The organism is Curtobacterium sp. MCBD17_028 (assembly GCF_003234875.1).
In the GTDB taxonomy this organism is placed as follows: Bacteria; Actinomycetota; Actinomycetes; order Actinomycetales; family Microbacteriaceae; genus Curtobacterium.
The window spans coordinates 196,246-210,841 of record NZ_QKTQ01000002.1; the positions used below are offsets into that span (position 1 = coordinate 196,246).

Annotated in this window: 9 protein-coding genes and 1 tRNA gene; 3 read left to right on the forward strand and 7 right to left on the reverse strand. The window is 71.1% G+C overall.

Translation table 11 applies throughout. From position 1 onward, the window contains the following. Positions 1 to 32: 32 nt before the first annotated feature. Positions 33 to 2,702: a DNA polymerase I gene (polA, locus tag DEI86_RS03260; RefSeq protein ID WP_111048817.1), complete on the reverse strand. Its 2,670-nt coding sequence runs from the start codon at positions 2,700 to 2,702 to the stop codon at positions 33 to 35. 128 nt (positions 2,703 to 2,830) lie between these two features. Here polA and DEI86_RS03265 point away from each other — a divergent pair, with 128 nt between their 5' ends. Beyond that, positions 2,831 to 3,175: a PaaI family thioesterase gene (locus DEI86_RS03265; RefSeq protein ID WP_111009352.1), complete on the forward strand. Its 345-nt coding sequence runs from the start codon at positions 2,831 to 2,833 to the stop codon at positions 3,173 to 3,175. Positions 3,176 to 3,202: 27 nt separating this feature from the next. Here DEI86_RS03265 and DEI86_RS03270 read toward each other — a convergent pair whose 3' ends face one another. Beyond that, positions 3,203 to 3,808 (reverse strand): ANTAR domain-containing response regulator, encoded by a 606-nt coding sequence (locus DEI86_RS03270; protein ID WP_111009132.1) that lies wholly within the window; start codon positions 3,806 to 3,808, stop codon positions 3,203 to 3,205. 100 nt (positions 3,809 to 3,908) lie between these two features. After that, a tRNA-Leu gene (locus DEI86_RS03275) sits at positions 3,909 to 3,990 on the reverse strand. Between the two features lie 94 nt (positions 3,991 to 4,084). On the opposite strand from DEI86_RS03275, the gene DEI86_RS03280 reads away from it, so the two are divergent. Both DEI86_RS03280 and DEI86_RS03285 read left to right on the forward strand, forming a co-directional pair. Further along, entirely contained in the window at positions 4,085 to 4,813 is a 729-nt protein-coding gene (locus DEI86_RS03280; protein WP_111013390.1) for a VIT1/CCC1 transporter family protein, read from the forward strand. Positions 4,814 to 4,936: 123 nt separating this feature from the next. Beyond that, positions 4,937 to 5,476, forward strand: a complete 540-nt coding sequence (locus tag DEI86_RS03285) for an HdeD family acid-resistance protein (RefSeq protein ID WP_181435102.1) — start codon at positions 4,937 to 4,939, stop codon at positions 5,474 to 5,476. 73 nt (positions 5,477 to 5,549) lie between these two features. On the opposite strand, the gene DEI86_RS03290 is transcribed toward DEI86_RS03285, so the two are convergent. From DEI86_RS03290 to gltB, 4 genes are all read right to left on the reverse strand, one after another. Further along, complete coding sequence (locus tag DEI86_RS03290) at positions 5,550 to 6,638, reverse strand: VIT1/CCC1 family protein (protein ID WP_111009134.1); 1,089 nt, start codon at positions 6,636 to 6,638, stop codon at positions 5,550 to 5,552. Between the two features lie 29 nt (positions 6,639 to 6,667). Beyond that, the gene (gene pyk / locus DEI86_RS03295; RefSeq protein WP_111009135.1) at positions 6,668 to 8,113 is read right to left on the reverse strand and encodes a pyruvate kinase; all 1,446 of its coding nucleotides are present in this window, start codon (positions 8,111 to 8,113) and stop codon (positions 6,668 to 6,670) included. 102 nt (positions 8,114 to 8,215) lie between these two features. Further along, a complete protein-coding gene (locus DEI86_RS03300; protein ID WP_111009136.1) occupies positions 8,216 to 9,673 on the reverse strand; it encodes a glutamate synthase subunit beta in 1,458 nt (485 codons plus the stop codon). Between the two features lie 80 nt (positions 9,674 to 9,753). Then, the gene (gene gltB, locus DEI86_RS03305; protein ID WP_111048818.1) at positions 9,754 to 14,328 is read right to left on the reverse strand and encodes a glutamate synthase large subunit; all 4,575 of its coding nucleotides are present in this window, start codon (positions 14,326 to 14,328) and stop codon (positions 9,754 to 9,756) included. Positions 14,329 to 14,596: the final 268 nt, after the last annotated feature.

Sequence of the window (14,596 nt, forward strand, 5' to 3'; positions counted from 1 at the left end):
GACCGTCCGACCGGGCGATCGCGCCTGGTCGCTCAGTGCGCCGCTGCCTCCCAGTTCGGCCCCGTGCCGACCTGGACGTCGAGGGGCACGCTCAGGTCCGCGGCACCGCCCATGCGCCGACGCACGATCTCCTCGACCGCGTCCTGTTCGCCCGGAGCGACCTCGAGGATGAGTTCGTCGTGCACCTGCAGCAACAGGTGCGAGTCGTGGCCACCCGCGTCGAGGTCCGCCGCGACGCCGAGCATCGCGATCTTCATGATGTCCGCGGCCGAACCCTGGATCGGCGCATTGAGCGCAGCCCGCTCGGCGTTCTCCCGGAGCACACGGTTCGGGCTCTTGAGGTCGCCGAACGGACGCCGGCGACCGAAGATGGTCTCGGTGTAGCCGTCCTCGCGGGCCTGTTCCACGACGTTGCGGAGGTAGTCGCGCACCGCTCCGAAGCGCGCGAAGTACTCGGCCATGAGGCCGCGTGCCTCTTTCTGGTCGATCCGGAGCTGCTTCGACAGGCCGAACGCGCTCAGTCCGTAGGCGAGTCCGTACGACATCGCCTTGACCTTCGTGCGCATCTCCGGGGAGACGTCGGCGGGCTCGACCCCGAACACGCGGGCACCGACGAATCGGTGCAGGTCCTCGCCCTCCTTGAACGCCTGGATGAGGCCCGGGTCCCCCGACAGGTGCGCCATGATGCGCATCTCGATCTGGGAGTAGTCGGCGGTGAGCAGGGTCGTGTACGGAGCGGCCACCGTGAACGCGGACCGGATCCGACGGCCGACCGCGGTCTTGACGGGGATGTTCTGGAGGTTCGGGTCGGTCGACGAGATGCGTCCGGTGCTCGTCCCGGTCTGTTCGTAGGTCGTGTGCACGCGACCGTCGACCACGGCGGCGTCGAGGGTGTCGACGATCTGCCGCAGCTTGGTCGCGTCGCGGTGCTGCAGCAGCAGGCCGAGGAACGGGTGCGGGTGCTGCTCCTGGAGGTCCGCGAGCGACGCGGCGTCGGTCGAGAAGCCCGTCTTGGTCTTGCGGGTCTTCGGCATCGCGAGCTCGGTGAACAGGACCTCTTGGAGCTGCTTCGGCGACCCGAGGTTGACCTCGTGCCCGATCTCCGCGAACGCCTGCTGTGCGAGCTCCGAGGCGCGCTCCCCGAGTTCGCCCGACAGGTCGGCGAGGACCGCGTGGTCCATCGCGACGCCCCGGGACTCCATGTCGGCGAGGACGGACACGAGCGGGAGCTCGATGTCGTCGAGCACGCGCAACGACCCGGGGTCGATCCGGGCGCGGAGCGCGGTCTCGACCCGGAGGGTGTACCAGGCTCGTGTCGCCGCGCTCGCCGGCTCCGACTCGGGGACGAGCTGGTTCGGGTCGGCCGTGGGCATGGTCTCGCGGAGCTCGCCGTAGACGAGGTCCTCGAGCGACTGCCCCTGCCGGGCCGGGTTCGCGAGCCACCCCGTCACGCGGGGGTCGCCCGCGAGGCCGCCGAGCGTGAACCCCGCCGTCGCGAGCGCCTGGACCGCCGCCTTCGCGTCGTGCAGGTGCTTGGGCGCGTCGCCGGCGAGCCAGGTCTGCAACTGCTCGTAGTCACGCGCTCCACTGCCCCCGGGCACGAGCACGGCGTCGTCATGCGTCGCGATGCCGATCGCGCTGAGACGCCCGTCGACGGTCTCGACCGACACCCCGAAGCCGTTGTCCGCGTCGTGCTCGGTCTTGGTGCGGAGCCAGTGTCCCAGCTCCTCGTCGATCAGGGTCCGCGCGGCCGGCGGCGTCGGAGCACCGTCGTCCACCCCGCCCTCGGTCGCGGCGTCGCCGCCGTCACCGGTCCCGGCGACCTTGAACACGCGGTCGAGGAGCGTGCGGAACTGCAGGCGGTCGAACAGCTCACGCACCGCGGCCTCGTCGACCGGACGGATGACGACGTCGGCCGGCCCCACCGGCAGCTCGACGTCGCGCACGAGACGGTTCAGGCGGCGGTTCCGCACCGCGCGGTCCTTCTGTTCGCGGAGGTTGGCGCCCACGACGCCCTTGATCTCGTCGGCGTGCTCGAGGACACCGTCGAGCGAGCCGTACTGGGTGATCCACTTGACGGCGGTCTTCTCGCCCACCTTGTCGATCCCGACGAGGTTGTCGCTGGTCTCACCCACGAGCGCCGCGACGTCCGGGTACTGGTGCGGTTCGATGCCGTACCGCTCGTACACCTTGTCGCGGTCGTAGCGGGTCAGTTCGGACACGCCCCGCACCGACGGGTAGAGCAGCGTCACGTCGTCGTCGACGAGCTGGATGGCGTCGCGGTCACCCGAGACGACGTACACGCGGTACCCCTGCTGCGCGCCCTGCAGCGACAGCGTGGCGAGGATGTCGTCGGCCTCGTAGTCCTCTTTCGTGACCGTGGTGATGCCCATGGCGTGCAGGGCCTCTTGCAGGAGCGGGATCTGCCCCTTGAACTCCTCGGGGGTCTCGGAGCGGGTGCCCTTGTAGTCCTCGTACTCACGGGTGCGGAACGAGAACCGCGAGATGTCGAACGCCACGGCGATGTGGGTCGGTCGTTCGCGCTGCAAGAGCATGAGCAGCATCGAGATGAAGCCGTGGATCGCGTTCGTGTGCTGGCCTTCGCGGTTCACGAAGCTGTCGACCGGCAACGCGTAGAACGCCCGGAACGCCAGCGAGTGTCCGTCGATGACCAGGAGGGTAGGCTTTTCCGCGTCCGACACCCGGACAGCCTATCCACGGCCGGTGACAACCCCGGAGGCCACGAGTGACCGACAGCCCGACCATCACCGGCTCCCCCGAGGGCGTCGAGCGGTACGACCAGCGCGGGATCGGTGAACTCGCCGAGAAGATGGGCATGCAGATCCTCGAGCTGAGCGCCGAGCGCGCCGTCGGCACGATCCCGGTCGAGGGCAACCGTCAGCCGGTCGGGCTGCTGCACGGCGGGGCGTTCGTGGTCCTCGCCGAGAGCCTGGGCTCGATGGCGGCGACCGTCCACGCCGGCCCCGGGCGCATCGCGGTCGGCATCGAGCTGAACGCGTCACACAGCCGGAGCGCCACGACGGGCGTCGTCACGGGTACGTGCACCGCGATCCACCTCGGCCGCACCCTGTGCACGCACGAGATCGTGCTCACCGACGACGAGGGGCGACGCTGCTCGACGGTCCGCATCACCAACCTGCTCCGCGACGCCTGAACGACGCCGCGCCGCTGGCCGGTCGCGCTACTTCTTGACGCTGAGCTGCTCGATGATCGCCTTGGCGACGTCGTGCATGGTGAGCCGCCGGTCCATCGAGGCCTTCTGGATCCACCGGAAGGCCTCGGGCTCCGTCAGGCCCATCTTCTCGTTGAGGAGCCCCTTCGCGCGGTCGACGAGCTTGCGGGTCTCGAACCGCTCGACGAGGTCGGCGACCTCGGCCTCGAGTGTGATGATCTGCTGGTGCCGAGAGAGCGCGATCTCGATCGCGGGCAGCAGGTCGTTCGGCGTGAACGGCTTCACGACGTATGCGAGGGCACCGGCCTCGGTCGCACGCTCGACGAGCTCCTTCTGACTGAAGGCCGTCAGCAGCACGACCGGCGCGATGTGGTTCTTCGACAGCCGCTCGGCCGCGGAGATCCCGTCGAGCTGCGGCATCTTGACGTCCATGATCACGAGGTCGGGCCGCAGATCCGTGGCGAGCGCGACAGCGGTCTCGCCGTCGCCGGCCTCGCCGACCACGTCGAAGCCGTTGTCCCGGAGGATCTCGACGATGTCGAGGCGGATGAGCGACTCGTCCTCCGCGACGACGACGCGACGGGGTGCGGTGGGGGTTGCTTCTGTGTCACTCACGCGGCAATCCTACTATGCCCATCCCGGCCCTCCCGGAGTCCCGGGACGGTCAGCAGGCGACGTCGTTCCGGCGACCGGTGATCCTGCCGGGCGCCGTCGGTACGAGTGGCGGGACTCGAACCCGCACGCCGTGAGGCAGAGCATTTTGAGTGCCCCGTGTCTGCCGATTCCACCACACTCGCGTCCTGCTCAGGCTAGCAGGAGGGCCGGACCGCACCAGGTGAGGCAAGCCTGTCCATGCTGGCGGCGCAGGTCCGGTGGTGGTTCCATTCCTGCATGTCGCACGCAACGGATCTCGCCCTCCCGGAGACGAGCGCCGTCGACGACGCGACGAGCGCCGGTCGACTCAACTGGCTCCGGGCGGGCCTCCTCGGTGCGAACGACGGGATCGTGTCCGTCGCGGCGATCGTCGTCGGCGTGGCGGGTGCCGGCGCGTCGACCGGAGCGATCGCCGCCGCCGGCACGGCCGGACTCGTCGGAGGCGCCATCTCGATGGCCCTCGGCGAGTACGTCTCGGTCAGCGGCCAGCGGGACGCACAGCGCACCGGACTGGCCGCACGCCAAGCGGAGCGCGCGGCAGAGGCCGAGGACGCCGGCGCGATCGCCGGTCACTACGCCGCCCTCGGCGTCGACCCCGACACCGCAGCGTCGATCGCGGCCGAGCTCGTGCGTCCCGAGGTGCGACGCCGACGCGCCGCCATCGCCCTCGCGGACGAGGAAGCCGACATGGTCAGCCCGTGGCGCGCCGCGTGGGTCTCGGCGGCGACGTTCACGGTCGGCGCCCTGTTGCCCCTGTTCGCCATCCTGATCCCGCCAGCCGGTGCTCGTGTGCCCGCGACGATCGTCGCCGTGCTCCTCGCCCTCGCCGTGACCGGCGCGACCGGGGCGACCCTCGGCGGCGCGGCCCGCGGTCGCGCGACGGTGCGGGTGGTGGTCGGCGGGGCCCTCGCGCTCGCGGCGACCTACGCCGCCGGACTGCTCCTCGGCGCGCACGTCGGCGGATGATCGCGAGGTCCTCCGTCGGCTCGCTGAACACCCGCTGAGCGCGGCGCCCGCCCGATCGGTACCGTCTGCCCGGAACCCGGATCCGACCCCGAGCCCGGGACCCGACGGAGAGGGACAGCCAACGTGGACACACGTGCGGTCCGGACCTTCCGCGTGTTCGTGGTGACCACCGCGGTCGTCGCGATCGTGCTCGGCGGTGTCGGCATCCTGTGGCCACGCCCGACGCTCGTCGTGCTCGCACTCCTGTTCGGCGTCGATCTCGTCGTCGCCGGGGTCCTGCGGGTGGCCTCGGCGGCGATCGGCCGGGGCACGCACCGGGTCTGGCGCTGGGTGTCGATCGTCGGTGGCGTGTTCGTGGCAGCCGCGGGGCTCGTCTGCCTGCTCGACCCGGCGGCCCCGCTCGTCGTCCTGGCGACGCTCGGCGGGATCGGGTTCGTCGTCGAGGGTGTCGCGGCACTCGTCGGCGCGGTCGTCGGTCACCCGGGCTCGTCGCGCGGACCGAGTGCGGTGAGCGGTGCGCTGTCGATCCTCGCCGGTGTGGCGGTCCTGGTCGCACCCGGACTCGCGTTGGCGGCGTTCGTCGTCCTCGCCGGCATCGTCCTCGTCGTCGTCGGCATCGCGGCGCTGCTGCTCGTCCCGCCACGCGCCGCCATCCGCGGATGACGCCACGGCACCGTGCGTCCCGCGCCGGAACGTGCCGGCGGGAGGACGGCCGGGGACCGGACCACCCGGACGGTCAGATGCCGGCGGTCCCGAACAGCAACCCGAGCAGGTAGGTCACCGCCGCCGCACCGTACCCGATCGCGAGCTGCCGCAGTGCCCGCCGTGCGGGGGACGCACCCGAGAGCACACCGACGACCGCCCCGGACACGAGCAGCGCGATGCCGACCAGCACCGCGGCGACCGCGACGGCGGACCACTCCCCGAGTCCGAACAGGTACGGGAGGACGGGGACCACGGCCCCCGACGCGAAGAACAGGAAACTCGAGATCGCGGCGCTCAGCCCGCTCCCGACCGCCTCGTGCTCCACCGTGCCGACGGCCCCCGTCTCCGACGTCTGCCGGAGTCCGGTGAGCACCTCGTGGGCGTGCTGCGCCGCCGCGGCCTCGTCCATCCCGCGCGCTCGGTAGACGAGCGCGAGTTCGTTCTGGTCGACGTCGAGGTCGACCACGGCCTGGCCGGCCTCGGGATGCGGAGCGGAGGCGTCGAGCAGCTCGCGCTGCGACCGCACGGACACGTACTCCCCCGCCCCCATGGAGAGTGCACCGGCGAGCAGCCCCGCCACGCCGCTCAACAACACGACGTGCTGATCGGCGCCGGACGCGCCGATGCCGATGATGAGCGCCAGGTTCGACACCAGGCCGTCGTTCGCGCCGAACACCGCGGCCCGGAAGGTGCCGGACAGACGGAGTCGCCCCCGGTTCGCCAGACCGCGCACGACCTCGCCGTGGATGCGCTCGTCCGCCGCCATCGCCGCCGAGGCGTCGACGTCCGCCCCGTACGGAGACCGGTCCTCGGTGCGCTGCATCAGCGCGAGCACGAACACCGAACCGAAGCGCTTCGCGAGGCCCGCGAGGATCCGGGTCCGCAGATCGCCACGGAGGGGACGCCCCACGTCGTCGCCGAGCAGCTCGAGCCAGTGCTGCTCGTGGCGCCCCTCGGCCTCGGCGAGGGCGAGCAGGATGTCCCGCTCCTCACCGGACCGCCGCGCGGCCAGGTTCCGGTAGACCGACGCCTCGGCGCGTTCGTCGGCGAGGTACCGGCGCCAGCGCCGGAGCTCGGTCGGCGGACGTCGCGCGCGACCGTCGGTCGACGTCGAGACCACGCCCCGTGCCTCCTGTTCGGATCCGGCGGTCAGTTGCGGACGTAGGCCGGAGCAGCCTCCGCGTGGGCGTCGCCGACGCGGTGCACGCGGAGGTCGTTCGTCGACCCCGGCAGCCCGGGAGGCGAACCGGCCGTGACGACGACGCGGTCGCCGGGCTTGGCGAGGCCGTGCCCGATGAGGAGGTCGTCGACCTGCGGGAAGAGCTCGTCGGTGTGCGTCATGCGCTCGACCAGGAACGAGCGGACGCCCCACGTCAGCGCCATGCGGCGTCGCGTCGCCTCGTTCGGGGTGAAGGCGATGATCGGCAGACCGTGGCGGAGCCGGGACATGCGGCGAGCCGAGTCGCCGGACTCCGTGAAGACGCAGAGGTACGACGCCTCGGTGAACTCCGCGATCTCGACGGCGGCGAGGGTGATCGCACCGCCGAGGGTGCGGGGCTTCGTGCCGAGCGGCGCGATCCGCTCGAGGCCGTGGTCCTCGGTCGACTCGACGATGCGGGCCATGGTGCGGACCGTCTCCACCGGGTACTCGCCGACGCTCGTCTCGCCCGAGAGCATGACCGCGTCCGCGCCGTCGAGGACCGCGTTCGCGACGTCCGAGGTCTCGGCGCGCGTCGGGATGGGGCTCGAGATCATCGACTCGAGCATCTGCGTGGCGACGATGACGGGCTTCGCCATGCGGCGGGACAGCTCGACGGCGCGCTTCTGCACGATCGGCACGGCCTCGAGCGGCAGCTCGACACCGAGGTCCCCGCGCGCGACCATGATCGCGTCGAAGGCGTCGATGATCTCCTCGAGCGCGTCCACGGCCTGCGGCTTCTCGACCTTCGCGATGACCGGGAGCCGCTTGCCCTCCTCGTCCATGATCTCGTGGGCGCGCTCGACGTCGGCGGCGTTGCGGACGAACGAGAGCGCGATGAGGTCGGCGCCCTGCCGGATCGCCCAGCGGAGGTCGGCCTCGTCCTTCTCGCTCAACGCGGGGACGTTCACGGCGACGCCGGGGAGGTTGATGCCCTTGTTGTTCGACACCGTCCCGGGCACGACGACCTCGGTGCGCACGCGGACGCCGTCCGAGTCGAGCACCCGGAGGCGGACACGGCCGTCGTCGATGAGGAGCGGGTCGCCGGGCTTGACGTCCTGTGGGAGCCCCTTGAAGGTCGTCCCGCACACGTCCTTCGAGCCGGGGACGTCCTCGGTGGTGATCGTGAAGACGTCGCCGGCCGCGAGCTCGTGGGGGCCGTCCGCGAACCGCGCGAGGCGGATCTTCGGGCCCTGCAGGTCGACGAGGACCGCGACGGGCTTGCCGAGGTCGTCCGCCGCACGTCGGACGTTCTCGTAGTTCGCCTCGTGCACGCTGTAGTCACCGTGGCTGAGGTTCAGCCGGGCCACGTCGACGCCCGCCTGGATGATGTCCTTGACGGTCTCGTAGTCCGAGGTCGCCGGTCCGAGCGTCGAAACGATCTTTGCGCGTCTCAATGGTGTCCTTCGTGTGGTGGATGTCGTGCTGCGGTGGCGCCCGCACGGGCGGTCCCGGCCGGACGACCGGCCACCGGCAGCCTACCGGCCGGTGCCGCTCCGTCAGACGCTGATCGCGCGGTCGGTCGCACGGACCGGGGCCGGGAGGCGAGTGGATCCCTCGAGGTAGCGGTCCACCTCGGCGGCCGCCGCGCGGCCCTCCGCGATCGCCCAGACGATGAGGGACTGCCCGCGACCGGCGTCACCGGCGACGAACACCCCGGGCTCGTTGGTCGTGTAGTCGGCGCCCCGCTCGAGGGCGCCGGACGGCGCGAACGGGAGGCCCAGCTGCGGCTCGAGCGTGTCGCGTTCCGGTCCGGTGAAGCCCATCGCGATGAGCACGAGGTCCGCGGGGATCTCACGCTCGGTCCCCGACTTCGGCACACGGCGGCCGTCGAGGTACTCGGTCTCCGCGACCCGGAGGGCCCGCACCTCGCCGGCCTCGTTCGCCAGGAACTCGACGGTCGAGGCGAGGTACCGACGCTCGCCGCCCTCTTCGTGCGCGCTCGAGACCTCGAACACCGTCGGGAACATCGGCCAGGGCTGGTCCGACGGACGCTCGAGCGGCGGCTGCTTGCCGATCGCCAGGTTCGTCACACTGATGGCGCCCTGCCGGTGCGCGGTGCCGATGCAGTCCGCGCCCGTGTCACCGCCACCGATCACGACGACGTGCTTGCCCTCCGCCGTGATCTGGTTGTCGACCACCGTGCCGGCACCGGTGCGGTTCTGCTGCACGAGGTACTCCATGGCGAAGTGGACGCCGGACAGGTCCCGGCCCGGGATCGGCAGGTCGCGCGGGACCGTCGCGCCCGTGGCGACCACGACGGCGTCGTACCGGCTCTTCAGGTCGGACCAGCTGATGTCCACGCCGATCTCCACGCCCGCGCGGAACCGGGTGCCCTCGGCCTGCATCTGCTGCAGACGGAGGTCGATCTGCCGCTTCTCCATCTTGAAGTCGGGGATGCCGTAGCGCAGGAGGCCGCCGATCCGGTCGTCGCGCTCGTACACCGCGACGGTGTGCCCGGCGCGGGTGAGCTGCTGCGCGGCGGCGAGTCCCGCGGGACCCGACCCGACGACCGCGACCGTCTTGCCCGTGAGTCGCTCGGGCGGGTGCGGCGTCACCCAGCCGTTCTGGAACGCCTGGTCGATGATCGAGACCTCGACCTGCTTGATCGTCACCGGTGGCTGGTTGATGCCGAGCACGCACGCGGCCTCGCACGGCGCCGGGCACAGCCGCCCGGTGAACTCCGGGAAGTTGTTCGTCGCGTGCAGGCGCTCGATCGCCTGTCGGCCCTCGCCGCGCCACATGAGGTCGTTCCACTCGGGGATGAGGTTCCCGAGGGGGCAGCCCTGGTGGCAGAACGGCACGCCGCAGTCCATGCAGCGGCCGGCCTGGCGCCGGAGCGCACCCGGTTCCTGCTGCTCGTAGACCTCTTTCCAGTCCATGAGCCGCACCGGCACGGGCCGACGGGGCGGCAGTTCGCGTTCCTGGACCTTGAGGAAGCCCTTCGGGTCAGCCACGGGTCATCACCTCCGGTGACGTGCGGGTCGATCGGGGTCGGACTGACCCCGTGGGTGGGACGGATCGGATCCGGGTGCGCTCAACCACCGGTGACCTCCAGGATGCGGTTCCAGACGACGTCGCCGTCGGGGTCGAGCCCCTCGTCGACCGCGGTCTGGCGGGTCTTGAGGACGGCAGCGTAGTCGCGCGGGAGCACCTTGACGAACGCGGTGAGGTCCGGGTCCTCGGCCAGGATCGACCGGGCCAGCCCGGAATCGGTCTCGGCCACGTGACGCTCGAGCAGATCGGTGACGATCTCGGCGTCCGCGCTGTCGAGCGACGACAGGACGAGCTCGCCGGACGCGAGGGCGTCCTGGTTGACGTCCTCCGGTCGGAGCCCGCGGACGTACGCCGTGCCGCCCGACATGCCGGCGCCGAGGTTGCGGCCGGTCGCGCCGAGGATCAGTGCGAGACCGCCGGTCATGTACTCGAGCGCGTGGTCGCCCACGCCCTCGACCACGGCCGTGGCGCCCGAGTTCCGGACGAGGAACCGCTCGCCGACGATCCCGCGGATGAACATCGACCCCTGCGTGGCGCCGTATCCGATGACGTTGCCGGCGATGACGTTCTCCTCGGCCGCGAACCCGGCACCCTCGGTGGGGCGGACGACGATCTCGCCGCCGGAGAGCCCCTTGCCGACGTAGTCGTTGCTGTCGCCGAAGAGCCGGATGCGGACGCCCGAGGGCAGGAACGCGCCGAGCGACTGCCCAGCGGATCCGCGGAGCGTCACCTCGATCGCGCCGGCCGGGAGGCCGTTCTCACCGTGTCGCACCGTCACCTCGTGCCCGAGCATGGTCCCGACCGCGCGCTCGGTGTTCCGGACCGGCAGGTCGAGCGCGACGTTGCCGCCGTGCTCGAGGACGTCGGTCGCGGCGCGGATGAGCCCGTTGTCGAAGTGAGCGTCCAGCTCGTGGTCCTGCTCGCGCAGGTTCCGGCGCGGCTCGTCGTCGGCGAACTCCGGCCCGCGCAGGACCGGGGCGAGGTCGAGCCCGGAGGCCTTCCAGTGCTCGACGGCGCGGTCGACGTCGAGGACCTCGGTGTGCCCGATCGCCTCCTCGAGGCTGCGGAACCCGAGCTCGGCGAGGTACTCGCGGACCTCCTGTGCCAGGAACTCGAAGAAGTTCACGACGAACTCCGGCTTGCCCGTGAAGCGCTTGCGGAGCTCCGGGTTCTGCGTCGCGACGCCGACCGGGCACGTGTCGAGGTGGCACACCCGCATGAGGATGCAGCCCTCGACGACGAGCGGTGCCGTCGCGAACCCGTACTCCTCGCCCCCGAGCAGTGCGGCCACCACCACGTCACGCCCGGTCTTCATCTGACCGTCGACCTGGACCACGACGCGGTCGCGCATCTTGTTGAGCATGAGCGTCTGCTGGGTCTCGGCCAGGCCGATCTCCCAGGGCGTCCCCGCGTGCTTGAGCGAGTTGAGCGGGCTCGCGCCGGTGCCGCCGTCATGGCCCGAGACGAGCACGACGTCGGCGAGTGCCTTCGTGACCCCCGCCGCGACCGCACCGATGCCCGACTGGCTCACGAGCTTGACGTGCACGCGCGCGGACGGGTTCGCTCGCTTGACGTCGAAGATGAGCTGCTTGAGGTCCTCGATCGAGTAGATGTCGTGGTGCGGCGGCGGTGAGATGAGGCCGACACCGGCGGTGGCGTGGCGGGTGCGCGCCACCCAGGGGTAGACCTTGGCCGGCGGGAGCTGGCCACCCTCGCCCGGCTTCGCACCCTGCGCCATCTTGAGCTGGATGTCCGTCGCGTGCGTCAGGTACATGCTCGTCACGCCGAAGCGCCCCGAGGCGACCTGCTTGATCGCGCTCCGGCGCTCGGGGTCGAGCAGTCGTTCGACGTCCTCCCCGCCCTCACCCGTGTTCGAGCGTCCGCCGAGCCGGTTCATGGCGATCGCGAGTGTCTCGTGGGCCTCCCGGGAGATGGAGCCGTAGCTCATCGCACCCGTGTTGAACCGCTTGACGATCGACTCGATGGGCTCGACCTCGTCGAGGGGCACCGGCGGGCGGAGTCCCTTGTGGAACGAGAAGAGTCCGCGCAGGGTCATGAGCTGCTCGGCCTGGTCGTCGACCGCGGACGAGTACTCGCGGAAGATGTCGTACCGGCGGGCGCGGGTGGCGTGCTGCAGCCGGAACACCGTCTCGGGGTTGAACAGGTGCGGCGGTCCCTCGCGGCGCCACTGGTACTCACCACCGGTGGCCAGGCGCTCGTGTGCGCTGACCGCACCGTCCTGCGGGTAGGCGCTCGCGTGCCGTTCGGCGTTCTCACGGGCGATGACCTCGATGCCGACCCCGCCCAGGATCGACGACGTGCCGGTGAAGTACTCGTCGACGAACTCCTGGCTCAGTCCGACGGCCTCGAACGCCTGCGCCGCAGCGTAGCTCGACACCGTCGAGATGCCCATCTTCGACATGATCTTGAGCACGCCCTTGCCGAGCGCCTTGATGACGTTCTTGACGGCCTGTTCTGGCGTCATGCCGGGGAGCATCCCCGACCGGACGAGGTTCTCGCAGGTCTCCATCGCGAGGTACGGGTTGATCGCGGACGCGCCGTACCCGATGAGGGTCGCGACGTGGTGGACTTCGCGGACGTCGCCGGCCTCGACGATCAGACCGACCTTCATCCGCTGCTCGGTCCGGATGAGGTGGTGGTGCACGGCCGCGAGCATGAGCAGGCTCGGAACGGGCGCGAGGTCCACGGTGCCGTCACGGTCGGAGAGCACGATGAACTGCTTGCCGGCCTCGATCGCGGCGTCGACCTCGTCGAGCATCCCGCGGATGCGCGTCTGCATCGCCTGCTCGCCCGCGTCGACGCGGTAGAGCCCCTTGACCGTGACGGTGAGCTGCCGGCCGGACTCGGTCTCGAAGTGCTCGATCTTGGCGAGCTGGTCGTTGTCGATCACCGGGAAGTCCAGGACGATCTGCTTCGCGTGCTCCGGCGTCGCGTCGAGGAGGTTGCGCTCCGGGCCCAGCCCGAGTCCCATGCTCGTCACGACGGACTCGCGGATCGAGTCGAGCGGCGGGTTCGTCACCTGCGCGAACTGCTGGGTGAAGTAGTCGAACAGCAACCGGGGTCGCTCCGACAGCACCGCGATGGGCGTGTCCGACCCCATGGCGCCGAGGGGTTCGGCTCCCGTCTGCGCCATCGGACGCAGCAGGATCCGGACTTCCTCCTCCGTGTACCCGAAGGCACGCTGCCGTCGGGTCACGGACGCCGGGGTGTGCACGACGTGCTCGCGGTCCGGCAGGTCCTCGAGGTTGATCCGGCCCGCGGCCAGCCACGCGGCCCACGGCCCGGAGGCGGCCAGCTCACGCTTGACCTCGTCGTCCTCGATGATGCGCCCGGCCTCGGTGTCGACGAGGAACATCCGGCCCGGCCGCAGGCGCCCCTTCCGGACGACCCGCTCGGCCGGGACGTCGATGACACCCGTCTCGCTCGCGAGCACGACGAGGCCCTCGTCGGTCACGAGGAAGCGACCCGGCCGGAGGCCGTTGCGGTCCAGCGTCGCACCGACCAGCGAGCCGTCGGTGAACGTGATGGCGGCGGGGCCGTCCCACGGCTCCATGAGCATCGAGTGGTACTCGTAGAACGCCCGGAGGTCGGGGTCCATGTCCGCGCGGTTCTCCCACGCCTCGGGCACCATCATCGACACGGCGTGCGGCAGCGATCGGCCCGACAAGCTGAGGAGTTCGACGACCTCGTCGAACGACGCCGAGTCGCTCGCGGCCGGACTGACGATCGGCAGCAACGGCGCCATGTCGCCGAGGAGCTCGTTCTCGAGCTGCGACTGCCGTGCGCGCATCCAGTTGCGGTTGCCGCGCACCGTGTTGATCTCGCCGTTGTGCGCGATCATCCGGAACGGCTGCGCCAGTGGCCAGGACGGGAAGGTGTTCGTCGAGTAGCGCGAGTGCACGATCGCGAGCTTCGAGGCGAACCGTTCGTCGCTCAGGTCGGGGTAGAACGGCTCGAGCTGGAGGGTCGTGACCATGCCCTTGTAGACGATGGTCCGACTCGACAGCGACATGAAGTACACGTCCTGGTCGCGCTCGATCCGCTTGCGGAGGCGGAAGGTCTGTCGGTCGAGCGCGATGCCCGACCGCGGCGTGCCGTCCTCGTCGTGGCGCTCGCTCGCGACGAAGCACTGCTCGAACGCCGGCATGGCAGCTCGCGCGAGCGTGCCGAGCTCGTCCGGGCGCACGGGCACCTCACGCCAACCGAGGACCCGGAGCCCCTCGTCCGCCGCGACGGCCTCGATCGCCGCCTTGACGGCGGCGCGCGCGTCCAGGTTGGTCGGGAGGTACGCCGTACCCACCGCGTACCCGCCCGCATCGGGCAGCGCGAACGGCACGACCTCGCGGAGGAAGGCGTCCGGGACCTGGCAGAGGATCCCCGCGCCGTCACCCGTGCCGGCGTCGCTGCCGATGGCACCGCGGTGTTCGAGGTGACGGAGGGCACCGAGCGCCGCGTCGACGATGTCGTGACCGGGCGTTCCGCGGAGCGTGGCGACCATGGCCAGACCGCAGGCGTCCTTCTCGTTCGCCGGGTCGTACGCGCCGACGGCGGCCGGGACCGCGCTGAAACGCTGGTGGGGTGGCAGGAGCGCCATGGGAACCGTCCTCACGAGGAGATGGGGAACTGGGACGTCGAGCGGTCGACTGGACCCGGTGGTACGTCGCCGAGCGGCGAGGCGTGTGCCCGGGCACAGCCGCCCGTGACGGTGCTCCGGGCGGCGTGCGAGGTGTCGGGCCACTTGTGGTGACCCTACGACGGTCGGGTCCCGCGCGGGACCCGGACGACATCACGAGTTGCTGTGGACGTGATGTCGTCGGACCACGGCTCTGCCGCGGTCGGTCGGAGTTCAGCTCGGGTGTGCC